This is a genomic window from Streptomyces sp. NPDC098789, from assembly GCF_044759975.1.
GTDB lineage: Bacteria > Actinomycetota > Actinomycetes > Streptomycetales > Streptomycetaceae > Streptomyces.
On record NZ_JBIWAJ010000013.1, the window covers coordinates 255123 to 275472 of the forward strand.

At 73.4% G+C, this 20350-nt stretch carries 18 protein-coding genes and 1 pseudogene; 9 read left to right on the top strand and 10 right to left on the bottom strand.

Going from position 1 to position 20350, the window contains the following annotated elements:
- Positions 1-65: 65 nt before the first annotated feature.
- A complete protein-coding gene (locus tag ACIQWR_RS25835) occupies positions 66-713 on the bottom strand; it encodes a TetR family transcriptional regulator (protein WP_399268649.1) in 648 nt (215 codons plus the stop codon).
- Between the two features lie 325 nt (positions 714-1038).
- Here ACIQWR_RS25835 and ACIQWR_RS25840 point away from each other — a divergent pair, with 325 nt between their 5' ends.
- From ACIQWR_RS25840 to ACIQWR_RS25855, 4 genes are all read left to right on the top strand, one after another.
- Entirely contained in the window at positions 1039-1839 is an 801-nt protein-coding gene (locus tag ACIQWR_RS25840) for a VOC family protein (protein WP_404013819.1), read from the top strand.
- 225 nt (positions 1840-2064) lie between these two features.
- Positions 2065-4545, top strand: a complete 2481-nt coding sequence (locus ACIQWR_RS25845) for a serine/threonine-protein kinase (protein ID WP_404013822.1) — start codon at positions 2065-2067, stop codon at positions 4543-4545.
- 68 nt (positions 4546-4613) lie between these two features.
- A complete protein-coding gene (locus ACIQWR_RS25850) occupies positions 4614-5108 on the top strand; it encodes a peptidylprolyl isomerase (protein ID WP_404013824.1) in 495 nt (164 codons plus the stop codon).
- A 177-nt stretch (positions 5109-5285) separates the two neighbouring features.
- On the top strand, positions 5286-5564 hold the full coding sequence (locus ACIQWR_RS25855; protein WP_404013827.1) for a hypothetical protein: 279 nt from the start codon (positions 5286-5288) through the stop codon (positions 5562-5564).
- Positions 5565-5648: 84 nt separating this feature from the next.
- Here ACIQWR_RS25855 and ACIQWR_RS25860 read toward each other — a convergent pair whose 3' ends face one another.
- The 3 genes from ACIQWR_RS25860 to ACIQWR_RS25870 all read right to left on the bottom strand — a co-directional run bounded on the left by ACIQWR_RS25860 (position 5649) and on the right by ACIQWR_RS25870 (position 7228).
- Positions 5649-6143 carry an SUKH-3 domain-containing protein gene (locus tag ACIQWR_RS25860; RefSeq protein WP_404013829.1) on the bottom strand — a complete coding sequence of 165 codons (495 nt, stop codon included), beginning with the start codon at positions 6141-6143 and terminating at the stop codon, positions 5649-5651.
- A gap of 33 nt (positions 6144-6176) precedes the next feature.
- Positions 6177-6638 carry an SUKH-3 domain-containing protein gene (locus ACIQWR_RS25865; protein ID WP_404013832.1) on the bottom strand — a complete coding sequence of 154 codons (462 nt, stop codon included), beginning with the start codon at positions 6636-6638 and terminating at the stop codon, positions 6177-6179.
- A gap of 80 nt (positions 6639-6718) precedes the next feature.
- Entirely contained in the window at positions 6719-7228 is a 510-nt protein-coding gene (locus ACIQWR_RS25870) for a hypothetical protein (RefSeq protein ID WP_404013835.1), read from the bottom strand.
- A gap of 152 nt (positions 7229-7380) precedes the next feature.
- On the opposite strand from ACIQWR_RS25870, the gene ACIQWR_RS25875 reads away from it, so the two are divergent.
- A complete protein-coding gene (locus tag ACIQWR_RS25875; protein WP_404013838.1) occupies positions 7381-7866 on the top strand; it encodes a hypothetical protein in 486 nt (161 codons plus the stop codon).
- A gap of 24 nt (positions 7867-7890) precedes the next feature.
- On the opposite strand, the gene ACIQWR_RS25880 is transcribed toward ACIQWR_RS25875, so the two are convergent.
- The 3 genes from ACIQWR_RS25880 to ACIQWR_RS25890 form a co-directional block, all read right to left on the bottom strand.
- Positions 7891-8670, bottom strand: coding sequence for an enoyl-CoA hydratase/isomerase family protein (locus ACIQWR_RS25880; protein ID WP_404013841.1), 780 nt, complete (start codon positions 8668-8670; stop codon positions 7891-7893).
- Positions 8667-9098 (bottom strand): Zn-ribbon domain-containing OB-fold protein, encoded by a 432-nt coding sequence (locus ACIQWR_RS25885; RefSeq protein WP_404013905.1) that lies wholly within the window; start codon positions 9096-9098, stop codon positions 8667-8669. Before ACIQWR_RS25885 ends, ACIQWR_RS25880 begins: the two co-directional genes overlap by 4 nt.
- Positions 9099-9189: 91 nt before the next feature.
- On the bottom strand, positions 9190-10341 hold the full coding sequence (locus ACIQWR_RS25890; RefSeq protein ID WP_404013844.1) for a lipid-transfer protein: 1152 nt from the start codon (positions 10339-10341) through the stop codon (positions 9190-9192).
- 218 nt (positions 10342-10559) lie between these two features.
- Here ACIQWR_RS25890 and ACIQWR_RS25895 point away from each other — a divergent pair, with 218 nt between their 5' ends.
- A complete protein-coding gene (locus ACIQWR_RS25895) occupies positions 10560-12161 on the top strand; it encodes a FadD3 family acyl-CoA ligase (RefSeq protein ID WP_404013908.1) in 1602 nt (533 codons plus the stop codon).
- 122 nt (positions 12162-12283) lie between these two features.
- Here ACIQWR_RS25895 and ACIQWR_RS25900 read toward each other — a convergent pair.
- A pseudogene (locus tag ACIQWR_RS25900) lies at positions 12284-13036 on the bottom strand (class I SAM-dependent methyltransferase); the annotation flags it as partial.
- 207 nt (positions 13037-13243) lie between these two features.
- Between ACIQWR_RS25900 and ACIQWR_RS25905 the strand changes: the two are divergent.
- Complete coding sequence (locus ACIQWR_RS25905; protein ID WP_404013847.1) at positions 13244-14044, top strand: IclR family transcriptional regulator; 801 nt, start codon at positions 13244-13246, stop codon at positions 14042-14044.
- 222 nt (positions 14045-14266) lie between these two features.
- On the opposite strand, the gene ACIQWR_RS25910 is transcribed toward ACIQWR_RS25905, so the two are convergent.
- A complete protein-coding gene (locus ACIQWR_RS25910) occupies positions 14267-14518 on the bottom strand; it encodes a hypothetical protein (protein WP_399268619.1) in 252 nt (83 codons plus the stop codon).
- A gap of 198 nt (positions 14519-14716) precedes the next feature.
- Complete coding sequence (locus tag ACIQWR_RS25915; protein WP_404013850.1) at positions 14717-17842, bottom strand: BTAD domain-containing putative transcriptional regulator; 3126 nt, start codon at positions 17840-17842, stop codon at positions 14717-14719.
- A gap of 132 nt (positions 17843-17974) precedes the next feature.
- On the opposite strand from ACIQWR_RS25915, the gene ACIQWR_RS25920 reads away from it, so the two are divergent.
- A complete protein-coding gene (locus ACIQWR_RS25920) occupies positions 17975-19192 on the top strand; it encodes an amidohydrolase family protein (RefSeq protein ID WP_404013853.1) in 1218 nt (405 codons plus the stop codon).
- A 253-nt stretch (positions 19193-19445) separates the two neighbouring features.
- Complete coding sequence (locus tag ACIQWR_RS25925) at positions 19446-20318, top strand: trypsin-like serine peptidase (protein ID WP_404013856.1); 873 nt, start codon at positions 19446-19448, stop codon at positions 20316-20318.
- The last annotated feature ends 32 nt before the right edge of the window (positions 20319-20350 follow it).

Consider the following 20350-nt stretch of genomic DNA (forward strand, 5'->3'; position numbering starts at 1 on the left):
TCGCGCCGGAGGGACGGGAGTTGGAGCGGTGACCGCCGGGGCGGCGGACCCCTGGGGGTCCGCCGTTACCGGGTGGGCTTCTTGCCGGTGATGCCGAGGTGGACGAGCAGCGCCAGGTTCGGCTTGAGCTCGGCCTGCTTCACGCCCCAGGTCTGGAACCCCTTCTGGTGCGAGGCCACCGCGGCGAGCATCGCGACCAGGGAACCGGCCATCGCGGCAGGGCTGACGTCCTTGTCGACCTTGCCCTTCGCCTGGAGCTCCTTCACCGATTCGGTGAGGGAGTTGGTGACCGAGTTCAGGATCTTCATGCGGATCTTGTAGAAGCGCTTGTCGCCCTCGGCCGCGCCGAGGTCGACGACCCGCAGGATCGCGTCGTTGCTCCGCCAGAAGTCCAGGAAGCCCTCGACGAGTTCCTCCGCGGCGGCCCAGCCGGCCTTGCCGACCCAGGCCCGACCCTCGACGAGCGCGGTCAACTGGGCGCCCTCGTTGGCCATTTGTTCGGCGATCTCCAGGACGGCACCCTCGACGTCCGGGAAGTACTGGTAGAAGGTCGCGGGGGAGGTGCCGGCCTTGCGGGCGACGTCGATCACCTTGACGTCGCGGTACGGCGAGGAGCTGAGCATCTCGCTGAGGCAGTCGAGCAGCTTCTGCCGCGTCGCCTGGCCGCGCCGACCGGCCACGCGGCCGTCGACGGTGCGTACTTGTCCTGTCATGCCGTCAGCTTACCGAGGGGTGATCGGCGCGCGATTCGGCCGCCTGCAAATGGGGTTACCGGTGCGTGGCCTGCGCGTACCGCGCCCAGGGGGCGGAATCCGGCCGCACCCCGGCCGTGCCCCCGTAGCCGCCTTCGCGCCGGCCCGGGCGCCCGCCCCGGGGTCCGCCCCCGCGGGTGCCCCGCGCTGTCCCCCGAATAGTCTTATCAACAGGCTGTGGACAAGTTGTCGGGGGGATCATGGGCTGGGGGGGCAGACTGGCGCATGTGGTGCGAGATCGCATGACACCGTATGGCACCGCATGAAATCGGAAGGAAGAGGGTCCATGGCCGCATTCTCGGAGGGCACGCCCTGCTGGGTGGACGCCTCCCTTCCGGACGTCGAGGCGGGCAAGCGCTTCTACGGCGAACTCTTCGGCTGGACCTTCGGGGACAGCGCGGGCGCCGCCTACGGGCACTACACGCAGGCCTACCACCAGGGCCGCAACGTCGCCGCCCTCGCGCCCAAGCCCGACGGCCGGATGCCCACCGTCTGGGGCGTCTACCTGCACACCTCCGACGCCTACGCCGCCGCCTCCCGCATCCGCGCGGCGGGCGGGCAGCTGGTGACCGACCCGGTGGCCGTGGGCCCGTACGGCACGGCCGCGATGGCGGCCGACCCGGGCGGCGCGGTCTTCGGGCTGTGGCAGCCCGGCACCCACGACGGCTTCGAGGTCCAGCAGCAGCCGAACTCGTACTGCTGGACCGAGCTGTACACGCGGGCCCGCGACGCCGTGGACGTCTTCTACACCCACGTCTTCGGCTACGTCGCCGAGGACCAGGACGACGCGGGCACCGACTACCGCACGTGGTCCCCGCCCGGCAGCGTCCCCGGACCGGCCACCGCCGTCGTCGGGCGCAGCCTGATCACGGACGCCTTCCCCGAGGCCATGCCGGCACACTTCCTGGTGTACTTCGCCGTCCGGGACTGCGACGCGGCGGCCGCGACCGTGCGCCGCCTGGGGGGCCGGATCACGGCCGACCCCTTCGACACCCCCTACGGCCGGATCGCGGTCGTCGCCGACAACCAGGGCGCCGTCTTCGCCCTCTTGGCGGAACCGTCGGCGGAACCAGGCGTTCAGGCGTGACCCGGGGGTCCGGGGGCGGGTCCGGGGGGCGGGCGCGGGCGCGAAGTGTGACGTAGCCGGTGCCGGAGCCTCGGCGGAGCCAGGGCCCGGACCCGGCGCGGGCCTGACAGAATCGGCATGCGCGACCCCCGGGCGGGTGCCCGGGGAGTGAGACGCTGCACGGGGCCGGCGGGGACGCCGGCGGAAACGGGCCGTCGGAGGTCCGTACGGGGAGGTGTGAGGCGAGTGGTGGAGCAGCTGACGCAGCACGACCCGAGACGGATCGGCCCCTTCGAGGTGCTGGGACGGCTCGGCGCCGGCGGCATGGGGCTGGTCTATCTCGCACGGTCGGCGTCCGGACGACGGGTCGCGATCAAGACCGTGCGCACCGAGCTCGCCGAGGACCAGCTCTTCCGGGTGCGCTTCACGCGCGAGGTCGAGGCCGCGCGCGCCGTGTCCGGTTTCTACACCGCCGCCGTGGTCGACGCGGACCCGCGCGCCGCCGTGCCGTGGCTGGCCACCGCCTACGTGCCGGCGCCCTCCCTGGAGGAGATCATCAACGAGTGCGGGCCGATGCCCGCCCAGGCCGTCCGGTGGCTGGCCGCCGGCATCGCCGAGGCCCTCCAGTCCATCCACGGGGCCGGCCTGGTCCACCGCGACCTGAAGCCGTCCAACGTGCTGGTCGTCGAGGACGGGCCGCGCGTGATCGACTTCGGCATCGCCAGCGGGGTCTCCAACACCCGCCTGACCATGACGAACGTCGCCGTCGGCACGCCCGCCTACATGTCGCCCGAGCAGGCCAAGGACTCGCGGAGCGTCAAGGGCGCGAGCGACGTCTTCTCGCTCGGGTCCACCCTGGTCTTCGCCGCCACCGGACACCCGCCCTACCACGGGGCCAACCCGGTCGAGACGGTCTTCATGCTGCTGCGCGAGGGACCGAACCTGGAGGGGCTGCCGGACGAGCTGCGGCCGCTGATCGACTCGTGCATGCAGATGGACGCGCTGAACCGGCCGACCCCGGCCGACCTCCAGGCCCAGCTCGCCCCGCACCTCTTCGCCGCGGGCGAGGTCGGCGACGACAGCGGTACGGCCTCGGCCTGGCTGCCCCCGCGGGCCGTCGCGATGATCGAGACCCGGCGCGCGGTGGGCCACCGTACGCCCGGATCCGGTGCGGCGGCGCGCGGCGGCGCGGCAGGCGGCCCGGGTCCCGGCCCCGGCGCGGGCGGGCGCGATTCCGCGGGCCGCGGCGCCGGTACCCACCAGCGCCGGACCACCCCGCCGCGCGGCTCCGACCCCTGGGCCGACCCGCGCACCGGGCAGGCCCCGCCGCCGCGTCCGGAGCACCCGCCGATGGCTCCGCTGCCGGGCGAGCCGGTGCGGCTCGGCTCCTCCCCGGTGCCGATCGGTCCCGGGCCGCGGGTGGCCGTGGCCGCGCTGTCGGCGGCCCCCGCCGGCGCCGACTCGGCGACGGGGTGGGTCCGCCCGCCCGGCGGCTCCACGAGCCCGTCCGGCGGGTCCGTCCCGCCGTCCCGGGTCTCCCCGGGCGCACTCCCGGACACCGCCGGGGTGCCGCGCCCCGGCGCGGCGCCGGACAGCGGTCGCTGGCGGCCGTGGCGCTTCCGCATGTCCAACGAGGTCTGGGGCACCCCGACCGTCGCGGGCGAGCTGCTGTACGTCTCCTCCTTCGAGGTGCACGCCCTGGACGTGGCCAGCGGTCGACGCCAGTTCAAGACCCGGGACGTCGCCTGGTCCATGGCCGTCTCCGACGGTCGCATCCACGCCTCGGACGGCCCCTCGCTCTACGCGCTGGACTCCGTCGACGGCTCCGAACGCTGGCGCCTGTCCACCGACGCCTGGGTGTACGCGCTGCGCGCCGACCGGGGCACGGTGGTCACCGCGACGCGCGGGGGCGGCGTACAGGCCTGGGAGGCCGCCAACGGTCAGAAGCTGTGGGAGCTGACCGGGGCCCAGAGCGACTTCGAGACCCCGGAGGGCGCTCCGACGCTGCACGACGGCACGGTGTACGTCTGGCAGGACGCCCGGCTGCGCGCGCTGGACGCCCGTACCGGCCGCGAGGCCTGGTCGTACCCGGTCGGTGACGCGGCGTCCTGCGGGAACGTGCCCGTGCGGGTCGCTCCGGCCGCCGACGGCAACGTCTACGTCGCGGCCGGCTCGCGGGTGCTTTCGGTGGACCGGGCCTCGGGCCGGGTCCGCTGGCACTTCGAGGCCCCCGCGGTCTTCATGGCCCCGCCCGCCTTCGCGCCGGGCCCGGCGGTGACGGGCGGCGGCGTGTACCTGGTGGACTACCTGGGCACGGTGTACGCGCTCGACGCCACCACCGGCGCGGACCGCTGGCGGATCTCCACCGAGCCCCGCCAGTCCCCGGACCCGGTGATCGTCGCGCACGGCAACGTCCACCTGGGCGCGGGCAGCGCGCTCTACACCCTGGACGCGGTCACCGGCACCCCGAAGTGGCGCTTCGCCGCGGGCGGCGAGATCACCGGGTCCCCGGCGGTCGCCGACGGCCGGGTGCACTTCGGCTCCGCCGACCACTGCCTGTACACGCTGGACGCGGCGGGCGGCCAGCTCCGCTGGAAACTGGCCACCGGCGGGGAGATCACCGGCTCGCCGGTGGCGGAGGCGGGGGTGGTGTACGCGTGCAGCAAGGACCGCTGCGTGTACGCCCTGGACGCGGCGAAGGGGACGGGCACGCGCACGGGCGCCTGACCTGCACGGGTGAGGCACTGCGGCCCCGCCGGGTCGCGCACGGCACCGGGAGTGACAGGATGGACCCCATGAGCAACGTTTACTTCGACATCAACATCAACGGCGAGGCCGCTGGCCGCATCGTCTTCAACCTCTTCGACGAGGTCGTCCCGAAGACCGCCACGAACTTCCGCGAGCTGGCCACGGGCGTGCACGGCTACGGCTACGCGGGCTCGGGCTTCCACCGCGTCATCCCGCAGTTCATGCTGCAGGGCGGTGACTTCACCAACCACAACGGCACCGGTGGCAAGAGCATCTACGGCGAGAAGTTCGAGGACGAGAACTTCAAGCTGAAGCACGACCGCCCGTTCCTGCTGTCGATGGCGAACGCCGGCCGCAACACCAACGGCTCGCAGTTCTTCATCACCACGGTCCTCACCCCGTGGCTCGACGGCAAGCACGTCGTCTTCGGCGAGGTCGTCGAGGGTTCGGACCTGGTCCAGAAGATCGAGTCCCTGGGCTCCCAGTCCGGCGCCACCCGCGCCAAGATCGAGATCGCCGCTTCCGGCGTCGTCGAGAAGTAGTCAGTCCCCCGGAGGCTCCCAGCCCCCAGGCACGCCGGCCCCGCCCCCACCAGGGGGCGGGGCCGGCGCCGTATCGGGTGCCCGCAGCCGGGCACCCGATACGGCGTGGCGAGGTGATGTCAGTGGGGTGTGGTGGCATGGCCGGGCACTGCAACCGAAGACCTGGGAGGCCTTGTGATGCCCGAGTACCCGTCCTTGACCCACGCATTGGCCGAGGCGCTGGTCGGGGCCCTGTGGTTCATCGAGGGCAGCGAGGACGAACAGATGGATCCGGATGACGCCGTGAAGGTACTGGAGGGTGTCGCCCAGCTGTTCGGCGCGCTGTCGGACGCTCAGCGACAGGAATTGATCGATCTGCTCGGGGAGATGGCCGAAGCGGCGTCCGACGACCCGGCCCGCCGGGAGTTCCTGGAAGGGTTCGCGGAGGGATTCGGCCTCGTCGAGGACGAGTCCTGACCGGCCCGCCCACCGCTGAGCGGGTGCGCGTCACCGGCCTGCGCCGGGGTGGGGGCATGCGGAGAGGTCTTCGGCGGCGGCTCGTCAGTCTCGGCACGGGCGGCCCTCGCGGTGGTGGTCGTCCCATTCGGCCTGGTCGCCCCGCATCAGGCTGGAGAGGGCTTGGGCCTCGTCCTGACCGAGGAAGTACGGTCCGGTGTGGTGGAGGTAGAAGAACCGCCCCAGATCGTCCATGAGGACGATCCCCGCCTCGCCGCATTCGTATCCGACGGGGAAGACCCGGCGCCCCACCTCGGCCGCCAGCTCGGTGATGTCTTCGGCGTCGCCGTCGTAACCCAGGGTCGGGTCCGCGACGAAGACCCGCTCGGGAGCCCGTGGTACAGGGAATTTCACTCCGCCGTAGCGGCTGACGAACGACCGTACGGCGTCCCAGGGCAGCAGTGGGAATCCCTGCTCGGCGCAATCCCTGACCCGGGCGTCGATGAGCCGGTCGGCCTCGGCCGTGCGGCGCAGATCCGGGTTCCAGCCGTGGCCACGGAGCCAGGCCTCCACCTCTTCCGGTGGCGCGGGCGGTCTCATGAGCGCCGGCACGGCCGGGTGCGGGTGGGCCCGTCAGACAAAGTGATGCTCCGCGTCCGTGAGCGGTCCGCGCAGCAGGCAACTGAGTGCGTCGCGGGCGTCGGAGCCGACGGAGTAGCTGCCCGTGTGGTGCAGCATGAAGAAGCGCCCCCGCTCGTCGATGAGGATCATCGAGCCGTCGAACGTCTCGTACCCGACGGGAAAGAGCTTCGTTCCAAGGCTGGAAGCGAGCTCGGCCACGTCCTCTCCGCTCTCTTCGTACACCCAGTGCGGGGTGAAGACCACGGTCTCGGCAGGTTCTCCCGGGACGGTCAGTCGGAGCAGGCCGTACTCCTGGAGGAACTCCACGGCCGTTGGGATCGGCTCGGTGGTGAACCCTTCGGTCGCGTACTTGTCCGTGACGACGCGCAGCAGCTCCGGCACCCGCCCGCTGACGTTCCGCCCCCGGTACCAGCCGGCTTCCGTCAGCGCCGCCTCCACCTCTGCGGGTGTCATCCTCGCCATTGCCCGCGCCCCCGGCTCGATCGTGCGGCTGTGACCTGCCGCCAGGATAGGGACGGTGGTGGTGGCGCGGGTCAGGGGGCGGGGGGCCAGGCGGGGTTCGTGGGGGTGACCGGGGGGAGGTCGAGGGGTTCGTGCGGGGCCGGGGCGCGGGTTCTGCGGCGGGGGCGGCCGCGCATGACGGCCGTGGCCAGGATCAGGAGGGCGCCGCCGCCGAAGGCGTTCGCCACGCCCACGCCGAGGCCGGTGCCGTCGCCGCCGACGGAGAGGCTGCCCACGGCCTGCCCCTGGCGGACCATCCACAGCACGGTGACCCCGATGACCACGACCGCGGCGAGGCCCATGAGGACGCGCGAGCGCAGGACGACCGCGGCCAGGGTGAGCAGGGCCGCGACGAGGAAGGCCAGCAGGATCGACGTCATGACGCCGGACTTGTCCGTGGGGTCGATGCCCGAGCCGGAGAAGAGGTCGGTCAGGCGGTAGTCGCGCCCGTGCCGTTCGTCGTACCAGGCGCGGAAGGGGCTCCACACGGCCGCCGCCGCTCCGATGAGGCCCAGCAGGGAACCGATTGCGTTGCGGATCAAAGCCCGGCCTCCGGGGAGTGGGGTGGGTCCTGATCCCCGACGCTACGTCGGGGCCGGTCCGCCCGCATGCCGGGACGCCGCCGTACGGCCCGTAAGGGGCGCGTAAGGGCCTGGTAGCGTGACGCGCCGTCGTCCGGGGGAGGGAACGCGCCGTGTTGGCACGTCGTATGAGGTTCGGGATCGTCGTGGTCGCCGTGGTGTGCGCGCTGACCGGGTTCTCGAGCGGGAAGCACAAGAGCAGCGGCGGGCACGGGTGTTCCAGCTCGAAGTCCACCCACCGCACCAGCACCTCCGGCGGTACCAGCGGCGGGTCCAGCGGCAGCGGCGGCTCCGGTGCGGGCGGCACGGCGTCGCCCACGCCCAGGCCCAGCAAGTCCGGCCCGCCCGCCCACGCCGTCGTCGTCAGCTGCGCGGGGCCCGCCTCGGCCACGGCCACCGTCCGGGTGACCTCCGACGTCGACGTGACCCGTACGGTCACCGTCCCGGTGCTCAGCACGGCCGAGGGCGTGAGCGGCGACGACTACGGCTCCGCCACCGTCACGCTCAAGGCGCGCGAGACCCGGACCGTCACCGTGCCGATGCGCACCCCCGGCGACGCGGCGAAGGTCCGCACCTGCCGGATCGGCACCGTTTCGTAAACGGGGCTCGCGGGGGCCCGGGGCTCAGCGGACGCGGAAGTCCGTGGACCGCGGGCGCCGGGCGCCGAAGAGCTCCGCCTGCCGCTCCGGCGGCAGGTTGCCGAGCGCGATCAGGTGCGGCGCCTGGGCCAGGGCCTGGGCCCGGGCGGCCTCCTTCGCCGCCCACAGCGCCCGTACCGTCCCTTGCACGGCCCCGGTCGGGAAGCCGGCCAGGGTCCGCGCGGCCCGCTCCGCCGCCGCCAGCAGCTCCGCCGGCTCCGCCAGCTCGGAGACCAGCCCGATCTCGTACGCCCGCTGCGCGGAGAGCCGTTCGGCCGTGCCCATCAGGGACATCCGGGCGACCTCCCCGAAGGGCATCCGCTGCGCCATGTAGATCGCCTCGTAGGCGCTGACCATGCCGTAGCTGGTGTGCGGGTCGAAGTACGTCGCGGTGGTCGAGGAGACGATGAACTCCGCCTCGCCCAGCAGGTAGAAGGCGCCGCCGCAGGCCATGCCGTTGACGGCCGCGACCACCGGCTTCCACAGGTCGTTGGCCTTGGGCCCGATCGCGATCATCGGGTCGTCGATGGAGTACGGGGACGCCGGCTGCGGCACCTCCACCGAGCGGTCGATGCCCGTACAGAAGGCGGCGGACCCGGCGCCGGTCACCACGACCGCGCGCACGTCCTCGTCGAAGCGGAACTCCCGCCACAGTGACGACAGTTCGGCGGCCGTCTCCAGGTCGACCGCATTGTGCCGGTCCGGCCGGTCGAGTGTGACGACCGCGACGCCGGTCTTCTCGTCCCGCTCGACCCGTACGCTCACGACTTCTCCAGCAGCCAGCGCGGCACGCTCACGCCGTCCTGCACGGTGAACGCCACGTGCACCCGCGCCCCGATCCGCAGCCGCGCCGGGTCCAGGGAGTCCAGCGGGGCGTCGGGGGCCGTGACCAGGTTCCCGGCGAGCCGGATGCGGGGGTCCTCGACCAGCTCGACCAGGATCACGTTGTACGGGGCCTGCGCGGCGTAGGCGGGCAGCAGCGGCGGATGCGGTCGGACGTAGGACCACAACCGGCCCCGGCCGCTCATCAGCCGCCACTCGCTCTCGAAGGACTGGCAGTGCGGGCAGCAGGGGCGGGGCGGGAAGCGCAGCTCGCCGCAGTCGGGCGCGGCGCAGGCCTGCATGCGCAGCTCGCCCCGGGCGGCGTACTCCCAGAAGGGCGCGCCGTCCTCGTCGGGGACGGGCAGCAGCAGCCCCTCGGCGGCCGGGTCCGGGGTCGGCTCCGGGGTCGGCTCCGGGGCCGGGGAGGCGGCGGCGTCCGCGGTGGTGGTGGTCATGGGGCGGTCAGCTCCTCAGCAGGATCGCGGACGTCGGGACTCCCTCGCCCGCCGTCACCAGGCAGGTCGCGGCGTCCGGCACCTGGGCGGTGGAGATCCCGCGCAGCTGCTTGACGCCCTCGTTGATCAGGTTGAAGCCGTGGACGTAGGCCTCGCTGAGGCCGCCGCCGCCGGTGTTGATGGGCAGGCGCCCGCCGATCTCCAGCGCCCCGCCCTCCGTGTAGGCGGCGCCCTCGCCGCGCCCGCAGAAGCCGTAGCCCTCCAGGGAGAGCGGGATGAGGGGGGTGAAGGCGTCGTAGATCTGCGCGACGTCCACGTCCTGGGGGCCGAAGTCGGCCTGCTTCCACAGGTGTCGGGCGGCCGTCCAGGCGGGACCGGTCAGCGGGTCGTCGTTCCAGTAGTTGACCATCCCGTGGTGCTGGGCGGGCAGGCCCTGGGCCACGGAGTGCACGTAGACGGGCTTCTGGCGGCAGTCCCGGGCCCGTTCGGCGGAGACGATCACGCAGGCCAACGCCCCGTCGGTCTCAAGGCAGTTGTCGAAGAGACAGAGCGGCTCGCTGATCATCCGCGCGGTCATGTAGCTCTCGCGGGTCATGGGGCGTTCGTACATCATCGCGGCCGGGTTCTGGTTGGCGCGGTTGCGGCAGGCCAGGGCCACGTTGAAGAGGTGGTCGCGGGTGGCGCCGTACTCGTGCATGTAGCGGCGGGCCAGCATGCCGATCTCGTCGGCCGGACGCAGCAGGCCGAAGGGGCGGGTCCACTGGCCCGGGGTGGGCAGTTGGACCGCCGTGTTCTTCCAGGGGCGCGGGCCGGAGCCGCGCTTGCGCGAGCGCCAGGCGACGCCGACGCTCGCCTGGCCGGTGGCGACGGCGGCGGCGAGGTGGCCGACGGTGGCGCAGGAACCGCCACCGCCGTAGCCGATCTTGGAGAAGAAGGTCACGTCGCCGGCGCCGATGGCCTTGGCGACCTCGACCTCGTCGGTCTCCTCCATCGTGTAGGAGGAGAAGGCGTCGACCTCGGAGGGGGCTATCCCCGCGTCGGCGAGTGCCGCCAGAATGGCGCGGCAGGCCAACTCCTTCTCCGTCTGCGGCAGTTGTTTGGCAAAGGCAGTCTGCCCGATGCCGACTATCGCCGTAGCGTCCTTGAGCGTTGCCGCCATCGCCACCTCCGGGGTGCGTCAGTACTGACAGCCGCGAAGGGTACAGCTAATCTGACGAACAGTCAGCTACTGGTTCACGGACGACGACGGGTGAGGGGCGTGCGATGGGCGAGGAAGCGGAAGAGCACCTGCGCGACGGCGGGCACGAGGACGGTTCCGGCGGCGAGGACCTGACCGGCGATCTGCCTGGCGATCTGCCCGGCAGTCTGTCCGGCGACCTGCGCGGCGACCTGCGCTGGGGGACCATCGCCGGTCTGGTCCGCGATGCCGCCGACCGGTTCGGCGCGCGGGAGGCCGTCGTCGACGGCCGGGTCCGGATCAGCTACGCGCAGCTCGGCGAGCGGGTCGAGCGCGCCGCGGCCGCCTGCATCGCGGCCGGTCTGGAGCCGGGCGACCGGGTCGCGGTCTGGGCCCCCAACACCCTGGAGTGGATCGTCTCCGCGCTCGGCGCGGTCTCGGCGGGAGCGGTGCTCGTGCCGCTGAACACCCGCTTCAAGGGCGCGGAAGCGGCGTACGTGCTCCAGCGTAGCCGGGCCCGGATGCTCTTCGTCACCGGCACCTTCCTCGGCACCTCCTACGTGGCCTCCCTGCGCCGCGCCGCCGCCGAGGGCCCCGGTCGGGGGCCGCTGCCCGGGCTGGCGCACCTGGAGCACGTGGTGGTCCTCGCCGACGACGCCCCCGAGTCCTTCCGCACCTGGAAGGACTTCCTGGCGGGCGGCGACGCCGTCACCGCGGACGCCGTCCGCGCCCGCGCCGAGGCGGTGCGCCCCGACGCCCCCTCCGACATCATCTTCACCTCGGGCACCACCGGCAGTCCCAAGGGCGCCGTCATCACGCACGCCCAGACCCTGCGCTGCTACCAGGTGTGGAGCGAGCTGGCCGGGCTGCGCGAGGGCGACCGCTACCTGATCGTGAACCCGTTCTTCCACACCTTCGGCTACAAGGCCGGCATCATCGCCTGCCTGATGCGCGGGGCGACGATGGTGCCGCAGCCCGTCTTCAACGTGGACACCGTCCTCGCCAACGTCGCCGCCGAACGGATCTCCGTCCTGCCCGGTCCGCCCACCCTGCACCAGTCGCTCCTCGACCACCCCTCCCGCGACCACCACGACCTCTCCGCGCTGCGCCTGGTGGTGACCGGCGCCGCCGTCGTCCCGCTGCGGCTGGTGGAACGGCTGCGCGGCGAGCTGCGGATCGCGACGGTCCTGACGGCCTACGGGCTCTCCGAGGCCAGCGGCATCGTGACCATGTGCCGGCGCGGCGACCCGGCCGAGACCATCGCGGCCACCTCGGGGCGGCCCATCCCCGGGACCGAGGTGATGATCGCCGACGCGGAGGGCCGCTCGCGGGCCGCGGGGGAGGCGGGCGAGGTCTGGGTCCGCGGGCACCACGTCATGCGGGGGTACTTCGAGGACCCCGCGGAGACCGCGCGGGCCATCACCCCCGAGGGCTGGCTGCGGACCGGTGACGTCGGGGTGCGGGACGAGGCGGGCAACCTGCGGATCACCGACCGGATCAAGGACATGTTCATCGTGGGCGGCTTCAACGCCTACCCCGCCGAGATAGAGCAACTCATCGGCCTGCACCCGGACATCGCGGACGTGGCGGTCATCGGCGTACCGGATCCCCGGCTGGGCGAGGTCGGCCGGGCGTACGCGGTGCGCCGCCCCGGCTCGACGCTGACCGCGGACGACCTGATCGCCTGGTCGCGCCGGGAGATGGCGAACTACAAGGTGCCGCGGTCGGTGGAGTTCGTGGTGGACCTGCCGCGCAACGCGAGCGGCAAGGTGCTCAAGACGGAGCTGCGCGCCCGGCCGTGAGCGGGCGCGCGGTGACGGGCGGGCGGTGACGGGCGCGCGGTGACGAGCGTGCGGGCGGTCGGGACCGGGCGCGCGGTCGTGGGCGGGCGTGGGCCCCGCGTCGGGACCGGGCGGCAGGCCGTCTTGCGGGCCAGGACGAGCCGCCAGTTCGGCCTGCCGTCGCGCGGGCGGCGCCCGAAGTGTTCCAGGGGCGCCGTCTCCACGGAGAAGCCGGCCGCCGCGAGGTCGCCGCGGACCGCGCCCAGCGGGAAGGTCCGGTAGTACATGACGAAGGGCGGCCGCCACACCGCGTTGCGCACCCGCATCGCCGCGTCGAAGCCGGTGGTGACCCACCAGGCCGCCGAGCCCGGCGCGAAGGGCGCCCCGATGGGGAAGGCGAAGAGCCCGCCGGGACGCAGCGCGCCGTGCACGGCGGCGAAGAGGGCGGGCCGCTCGGCGGGCAGGAAGTGCCCGAAGGCGCCGAAGCTGACGGCCAGGTCGTAGGAGTCCGCGAAGTCCGCGGGCAGGGCGAGGACATCGGCCCGTACGAACTCGGGCGCGCCCGGACCGCCCCCGTCGGCCGCCCCTTCCCCGCCCGGGTGGGCGAGGCGGGCCCGTTCCAGCATCCCGGCGCTGAGGTCGACCCCGGTCACCCGGTCCCGGCACAGCCGCCGCAGCATTCCGGTCCCGGCCCCGGTCCCGCAGCACAGGTCCAGCCCGGCGCCGAAGGACCCCTCGCGCTGGGCGAGGGTCTCCTCGACGGCGTCGAGCATCCGGTCGGGGGTGCGGAAGGGGGTGTGGTCGAAGGTGGGCGCGAGCAGGTCGTAGCCCCGCTCGACGGAGGACAGGGCCTGTACGGCCAGCTCGCGCACGCTCGGACCCTCGGTGGTGAACACCGGGTCAGCGTAGGGCCTGTCGTCAAAGTCGGGTCGTCGCCCGGCAGGCGTCGCGGGGCAGACTCGACTTTGACGACAGGCCCCAGGGCCGCGGGGGTGGTTCGCGCCTTAGGGACCGGCGGTTCGGGTCCTTCGGCCCGCCCGGGGGCCCGCGGTGCGTGTCGTAGGGTGAAACAGATGATTTTGCCAATTCTTGAGGATTTCGTGGTGAATGCCATACGGACCGGGGTGCCGGCCCCGCGGTCGGCCGACCGCGCCCCGGCGGCCGGCAGTGCGCTGGAGAAGACCCTGCGGATCATGGAGGCGCTGGCCGCCCCCGGTGGCCCGCACCGGCTCGGATCGGTGGCCGCCTCCTCCGGCGTCCCCAAGTCCAGCACCTACCGGGTCCTGGTCTCCCTGGTCGAGCAGGGCTACGCCGTCACCGACGGCGAGGGCGGCTACGGCATGGGCCTCCAGCTGCGCACGCTCGCCGCCCAGGTCGGGGCCGACCGGCCCGAGGGCATCGTGCGGCTGTTGGAATTCCTCCAGCGCAGCACCGGCCAGTCGGTCCACCTCGCCCTCTACGACGGCGGGACGGGCCTCACCTGCGTCCGCAAGGCCGAGAGCGACCGGGCCTTTCGGACCTCGACCCGTGTCGGTACGCGGCTGCCGCTGCACGCCAGCGCCATCGGCAAGGCCGTCCTGGCCCACCTGCCCGGCGCGGAGGTCGAGGCGCTGGCGCTCGCGACCGGGCTGGCGCCGATCACCCGGCGGACCATCACCACGGTCGAGCGCCTCGCGGACGAGCTGGTCGCGGTGCGGGCCCGCGGCTACGCGCTGGACCAGGAGGAGAGCGAGGTCTCCGTGCGCTGCATGGCCGCCCCGGTCTTCGACCGCGACGGCGCGCCGGTCGGCGGGCTGGGCCTGAGCGCGGTCACCTTCCTGACCTCGGGCGAGGAGCTGGAGGCGTACGCGCCGGCCCTGTCGGAGGCGGCGCGCGGCGTGGAACGGCTGCTCCAGCTGGGCTGACCGTACCGGGCTGACCGTACGGCCCCCGCGAGCCGCGGGTACGACCGCCGCCCGTACGACCGCCGCCCGTACGACCGCCCGCGCGCACCCGGGTCCGGACATACGTACACGGCGGTCGCGATGGCTCCCCCTCCGGGCCATCGCGACCGCCGTCCCCCGTACCTTCGTCAGTCCTTACCCGTGACCCCCTGTGACGGGCGAGGACCGGACGTGTGGGCGTCCCTACGGACGCGGCCCCGACGCGTGGTTGTCCATCGTCCGGAGCTCCTCGTCGGAGGCGTGGTTGTCGAGCGGCTTGGTCTCGGCCCCCGAGGCGTGGTTGTCCAGCGGCTTGGTCTCACCACCGGAAGCGTGGTTGTCGAGCGGATTCAACTCGCCGTCATCGGTCAGCGGCAGCAGGCCGGGCGCGGTCGGAGCCTTGGGTACGGCCGTCACGTTCGGCACGTTCGGCAGGGCGTTCTCGTTCGTCGTCATCGCGCACTCCTGATGATGGGTCGGGCCCGTTCGGCGATTCCCCCGCGACCGCCGAACGGGTGGTCCAGCCGACCCGCCTCCCCCGAAGCGACGAGTCGATGTACTCATGGTGGCGGGTGGCGATAAACGAACGATGAACGAGTCGTTCATCTTCGCCCGCCCCAGGTCAGGGCCGGGGCGTCCGCTGACCGGATGCGTTCACGCGGCGATCGCCGATGCCAACAGCGCGCGCACTTCCGCCAGTTCGGAGGAACCGAGCTGTTCGAACACCGACTCCGCGTCCCGCCAGCAGACCCGCGCCCGGTCCGTCTGCCCCAGGCTGCGCAGCGCCTTGCCCAGCACCGTCAGCACGGTCGCCCGCCGCCACTCGCCGCCGATCCCGCGCAGCGCGATCGCCTGCTCGGCGTGCGAGGCGGCGAGCGTGGGACGGCGCGCGGCCAGGTGCGCCTCGGCGAGCCGGTAGTGGGTCACGCCCTCCCACAAGGGCTGTCGGTTCTCGTGGAACAGCGACAGCGCCTCGGTGAGCTGGTCCTGGGCCTCCTGGAGCCGGCCGGCCTGGGTCAGGGCGATGCCGAGCGCGTAACGGCCGTTGGCGAGGCGCAGGCTCAGGCCCATCCGGTCGTAGATGGCGATGCCCTGCTGGGCCAGCTCTATGGCGCTGGGCAGCCGGCCGAGCTCCACGTGGATGCGGGAGAGGTTGCACAGGGCGGAGGCCTCGCCGACGTGGTTCCCGTCGGCGCGGAAGTTGTCGATGGCCTCCAGCAGGAAGCGCTCGCCGTCGGCGAAGCGGCCCTGGTGCAGCGCGATGATCCCGCGGTCGTTGGGCGCCCAGCAGCTGGGCAGCGGGTCTCCGGCGGCCTTGGCCAGGGCGTGGGCCTGGCGGGCCTCGTCGTCGGCCGCGGTGAAGCGGCCCGCGATCAGGTGGACGGTGGTGAGGGTGGTGCGGGCCCGGCCCTCGGATCGCGGGTCGCACGCGGCCCGGGCCGCGTCGCGGACGGCGCCGGCCGTGGATTCGTACTGCTTGGAGTTGGCCCCGGACTCGGCGAGGTCCTTCGCCGCCCACAGGAGGTCCACGGCGCGCCGCAGCACGTCGTCGGGCGCGCCGCCCGGCGCCGTGGGCGGCGCGCTGCGGGCCGCGGTCTGGCGCACGCACGCGAGGACGGTGTCGGCCTCGGCGTAGAGCCAGTCCAGGGCGGCGCGCGGGTCGGCGAAGTCCCGCCCCGGGTACCGGGTTGGGGACAGGTGGGCCACCAGACGGTCGCCGGGGCGCTCCAGCGCGTACACGCGGGCGGCGGTGGCGAGGTAGAAGTCGAGGAGCCGGTCCAGGGCGGCGGTCCGCGCGCTCGCGGGCTGCTCGTCGCGTTCGGCGCACGCACGCGCGTAGAGGCGTACGAGGTCGTGGAAGCGGTAGCGGCCGGGCGCGGCGGATTCCAGCAGGGAGCAGTCGACTAAGGCTTCGAGGAGGTCCTCGGTGTCGTGCTCGCTGCGGTCCAGCACGGCGGCCGCGGCGCACAGCGAGATGTCCGGGCCGTCGGCGAGGCCCAGCAGTCGGAAGGCGCGCTGCTGGGCGGGTTCGAGCTGGCCGTAGCCCAGCTCGAAGGTGGCCTTGACGGCGAGGTCGCCGGTCTGGAGCTCGTCCAGGCGCCGGCGCTCGTCGGCGAGCTTCGCGGCGAGGACGGAGACGGTCCAGGTGCGGCGGGCGGCGAGCCGGGAGGCGGCGATGCGGATGGCCAGCGGCAGGAACCCGCAGGCGCCGACGACGTCGAGGGCGGCCTGGCGCTCGGCGCCGACCCGCTCGCCGCCGACGATCCGGGTGAAGAGGAGCAGGGCCTCGTCGGGGCTCATCACGTCGAGGTCGACGAGGTGGGCCCCGGCCAGCCCGGCCATCCGCATCCGGCTGGTGACCAGGGCGGCGCAGCCCGCCGTGCCGGGGAGCAGGGGGCGCACCTGGGCGGCGTCGCGCGCGTTGTCGAGGAGGACCAGGACGCGGCGGTCGTCGAGGGTGGAGCGGTAGAGCGCGGCCCGTTCGGCGGGGGAGTCGGGGATCCGGGCGTCGGGGGTGCCCAGCGCCCGCAGGAAGGCGCCGAGGACGGCCTCGGGCTCGACGGGGCGGGCCTCGGTGCCCTGGAGGTCGACGTAGAGCTGTCCGTCGGGGAAGTGGGGGCGGGCGGCGTGCGCGATGTGCACGGCGAGGGTGGTCTTGCCGACGCCGCCGATGCCCGCGAGCGCGGAGACGGCCATGACCTGGCCGTCGGCGCCGGCGAGTACCCGGCTGAGCTCGGTGACGAAGGTGGCGCGGCCGGTGAAGTCGGGCACGGTGGCCGGCAGTTGTGCCGGGCGGATCTGGACCGGGTTGGCGGTCGGGGCCGGGTCGGCGGCGACCGCGAGTTCGGCGTCGGCGCGCAGGATCCGCTGCTGGAGGGCGGCGAGTTCGGGGCGGGGGTCGACGCCCAGTTCGTCGGCCAGGAGGCGGCGGGTGTCGGCGTAGACGGCGAGGGCCTCGGCCTGGCGCCCGCTGCGGTAGAGGGCGAGCATGAGCAGCTCGCGCAGGCGTTCGCGCAGCGGGTGCGCGGCGGTGAGCGCGGTGAGTTCGGAGACGGCCTCGGCGTGGTGGCCGATGTCGAGGTCGAGGTCGAGACGGGTCTCCAGCAGCTGGAGGCGCCATTCGCCGAGCCGGACGCGCTCGGTCTCGGCGTAGGGCCCGGGCACCCCGGCCAGCGGCTCGCCGTCCCACAGGTCCAGCGCGCGGGCCAGCAGGGTCCGGGCGAGGGCCCGGTCACCGGCGGTACGGGCCTTGTCGGCGTCCGCGGCGAGGGAGCGGGCGACGCCGAGGTCGAGGGCCGCGGCGGAGCCGAGGCGGATGGCGTACCCGCCGGACTCGCTGACGAGCAGGCCGGTGTCGAGCACCTTGCGCAGCCGGGAGGCGTAGGTCCGTACGGCCGCCAGGGCCTGCGGCGGCGGGTCCTCGCCCCAGATCGCGTCGATCAGCTCGGGGGCGGTGGCGGTCCGGCCGTCGCGCAGCAACAGGGCCGCGAGCAGGGCGCGTTGCTGCGGGCTGCCGGAGGACAGCGGCTCGCTGCCGCGCCAGGCGCGGATGGGGCCGAGCACGGCGAACCGGGAGTCGGCCGCGGGGGCTGTGGGGGCCGTGGGCCCCGGCGGGGCCTTCGGGGCCTTCGCGGCTTTCGGGGCCGGCGCGGTGGGCGCCGGGTCCCGTTCCGGTTCGGCGGGAGCGGGGGGCGGGACGGCGGATCGGGCTGCCGCGGAGCCGGGCCGGGCCGCCTCGGGGTGGTTCCGCTGGTGCGGGATGGCCGGTATGCCCTGCATCTCTCGTCCCCCCTGCCTTCCGTCGGTGTGGTGGCCAGTCTGCCCTGTCTTGCGGTGAGACGTCAGTCCGCGGTGGACCGATCACCGTCCAACTAGCTGACGCATCGTCAGATCGGCGCTAACGTGGGAGCCATGGAGACCTTCCCGAAGATCATCTCGGTGGACGACCACACGGTTGAGCCCCCCCACGTCTGGCGGGACCGGCTCCCGTCCAAGTACCACGACGTCGGCCCCCGCGTCGTACGCGCCCCCCTCAAGGAAATGACCTTCCTGGGCGGCAAGTTCGCCCCGGTCATGGGCGCCAAGGGCGACGACGGGCCGATCGGTGACTGGTGGGTCTACGAGGACCTGCACCGGCCGCTGACCCGGTTGGACACGGCGGTCGGGTACGACCGCGACGAGATCAAGCTGGAAGTCATCACCTACGAGCAGATGCGCCCGGGGTCCTTCTCGGTTCCCGAGCGCCTCGCCGACATGGACGTCAACCACGTCCAGTCGGCCCTGTGCTTCCCGACCTTCCCGCGGTTCTGCGGGCAGACCTTCACCGAGGCCAATGACCGTGAGCTGGGGCTGCTCGGCGTACGGGCCTACAACGACTGGATGGTGGAGGAGTGGTGCGGCCCGCTCGCGCAGGGCCGGCTGATCCCGCTCACCCTCATCCCGCTGTGGGACCCGCGGCTCGCCGCCGCCGAGGTCCGGCGCAACGCGGCGCGCGGCGTGCGGGCGGTCGCCTTCTCCGAGATACCGCCGCACCTGGGCCTGCCGTCCATTCACACGGACGAGTGGGACCCCTTCCTGGAGGCGTGCGACGAGACCGGCACGGTCATCGCCATGCACATCGGCTCCTCGTCGAGGATGCCGTCCACCTCGGCGGACGCCCCGCCCGCCGTCGGCTCCACCATCACCTTCGCCAACTGCTGCTTCTCGATGGTCGACTGGCTGATGAGCGGCAAGTTCGAGCGCTTCCCCAACCTGAAGATCATGTACGCGGAGGGCCAGATCGGCTGGATCCCCTACATCCTGGAGCGCGCGAACGTGGTCTGGGAGGAGAACCGGGGCTGGGGCGGCGTCGCCGACAAGGTGCTGCGACCCCCGTCGGAACTCTTCGCCGAGCACGTCTTCGGCTGCTTCTTCGACGACGCCTTCGGGCTGAAGAACCTGGACTCGATCGGGGCCGCCAACGTCCTGTACGAGACGGACTACCCCCACTCGGACTCGACCTGGCCGAAGTCCCGCGAGGTCGGCGAGGCCCAGATGGGCCACCTCGCCCCGGACGTGGTGGACCGCATCGTCCGCGGCAACGCGATCGACCTGCTGGGGCTGAGCCCGGAAGGGCTGTGGGCGGGGTAGGGGGCGCGGGCGTCGGGAGTCCAGTTGCCGGCTCATCCTCGCCGGCGACTGGAAGGCGGTGTCCGTGCCCGACCTGATCACCGCGGTTGCCGCCGAACGGCCCGGGCGGCGCCGCGGGATCCCGGCGAGGCGTCAACTCTCCCGCTCCGGAAGTGAGATGGTGGGGCCCGGGGCTCCACCAACGGAGTACCCCTTGCGGTCGTGTTGACCTCAGGGCATGCTTCGCCGGAGCAAAGAGGGAGGAGTGGCTGTGGTGGACAAGCGGACCGTGGTGACGGTCGTGCTGTGCGCGGTGGCGGCGATCGGCGCCTCCGCGGCCATGACCGAGGTGGTGCCGAGCCCCGGGTCCGAGCCGTCCGTACAGGTCAAGGCCGCGCCCGCGCCCAAGCGGCCGACCCCCTCGTCGTCGCGATCGCAATCATCCACGCAGTCGCAGCTGACCACTCCGGCCCCGGGCAGCTCATCCGCACCCTCCGCCTCGGGGAAGCCCGCCCCCTCGTCCCCGCCCGGCAAGCCCACGGCCATCGCCGGGGCGCTGTTCACCGGCGGTCTGGACGGCGACCACTTCTGCACGGCGACCGTGGTGCGCAGCGCGGGCCACAACATGATCGTCACGGCCGGGCACTGCCTGGTCGAGGGGGACCAGGGTGACGCCGGGCCGGTCTTCGCACCCGCGTACGCGAACGGGGCGGCCCCGTACGGCACCTGGAAGATCGAGAAGGTCTTCGAGGACGAGCGCTGGTCCGACGGCAACGACGACGCCTTCGACCTCGCCTTCGCCCGGCTCGCCCCGGACTCCGCGGGCCGCAACGTCGAGGACGTCACCGGCGCCGCGGCCCTCGACGTCTCCGGCCGGGCGGCCGAGGAGGTCACGGTCACCGGCTACCCCGCCGACCGCAAGGTGCCCCGCACCTGCACGGCCGTCACGATCCGCGACAGCGCCACCGAGCAGCGCTTCGACTGCGCGGACTTCCCCGGCGGCACGAGCGGCAGCGCCTGGATCGCCCGCGACGGAAAGATCATCGGCATCCTGACCGGCGGCGACACCGACGACGTCTCGACCAGCACGGTCTTCGGCGACTGGGCCGGCGCCCTCTACACGAAGGCGACCGCCCCCAAGGCCTGACGGCCCCGGGGAGCGGAGGTCACACCCCCTAG

Coding starts and splice junctions, on each gene's coding strand:
- ACIQWR_RS25850 (WP_404013824.1), top strand. CDS start 4,614: ATGAGCAACGTTTACTTCGACATCAACATCAACGGCGAGGCCGCTGGC.
- ACIQWR_RS25860 (WP_404013829.1), bottom strand. CDS start 6,143: ATGAGACCGCCCGCGCCACCGGAAGAGGTGGAGGCCTGGCTCCGTGGC.
- ACIQWR_RS25920 (WP_404013853.1), top strand. CDS start 17,975: ATGGAGACCTTCCCGAAGATCATCTCGGTGGACGACCACACGGTTGAG.
- ACIQWR_RS25865 (WP_404013832.1), bottom strand. CDS start 6,638: ATGACACCCGCAGAGGTGGAGGCGGCGCTGACGGAAGCCGGCTGGTAC.
- ACIQWR_RS25915 (WP_404013850.1), bottom strand. CDS start 17,842: ATGCAGGGCATACCGGCCATCCCGCACCAGCGGAACCACCCCGAGGCG.
- ACIQWR_RS25910 (WP_399268619.1), bottom strand. CDS start 14,518: ATGACGACGAACGAGAACGCCCTGCCGAACGTGCCGAACGTGACGGCC.
- ACIQWR_RS25855 (WP_404013827.1), top strand. CDS start 5,286: ATGCCCGAGTACCCGTCCTTGACCCACGCATTGGCCGAGGCGCTGGTC.
- ACIQWR_RS25835 (WP_399268649.1), bottom strand. CDS start 713: ATGACAGGACAAGTACGCACCGTCGACGGCCGCGTGGCCGGTCGGCGC.
- ACIQWR_RS25890 (WP_404013844.1), bottom strand. CDS start 10,341: ATGGCGGCAACGCTCAAGGACGCTACGGCGATAGTCGGCATCGGGCAG.
- ACIQWR_RS25840 (WP_404013819.1), top strand. CDS start 1,039: ATGGCCGCATTCTCGGAGGGCACGCCCTGCTGGGTGGACGCCTCCCTT.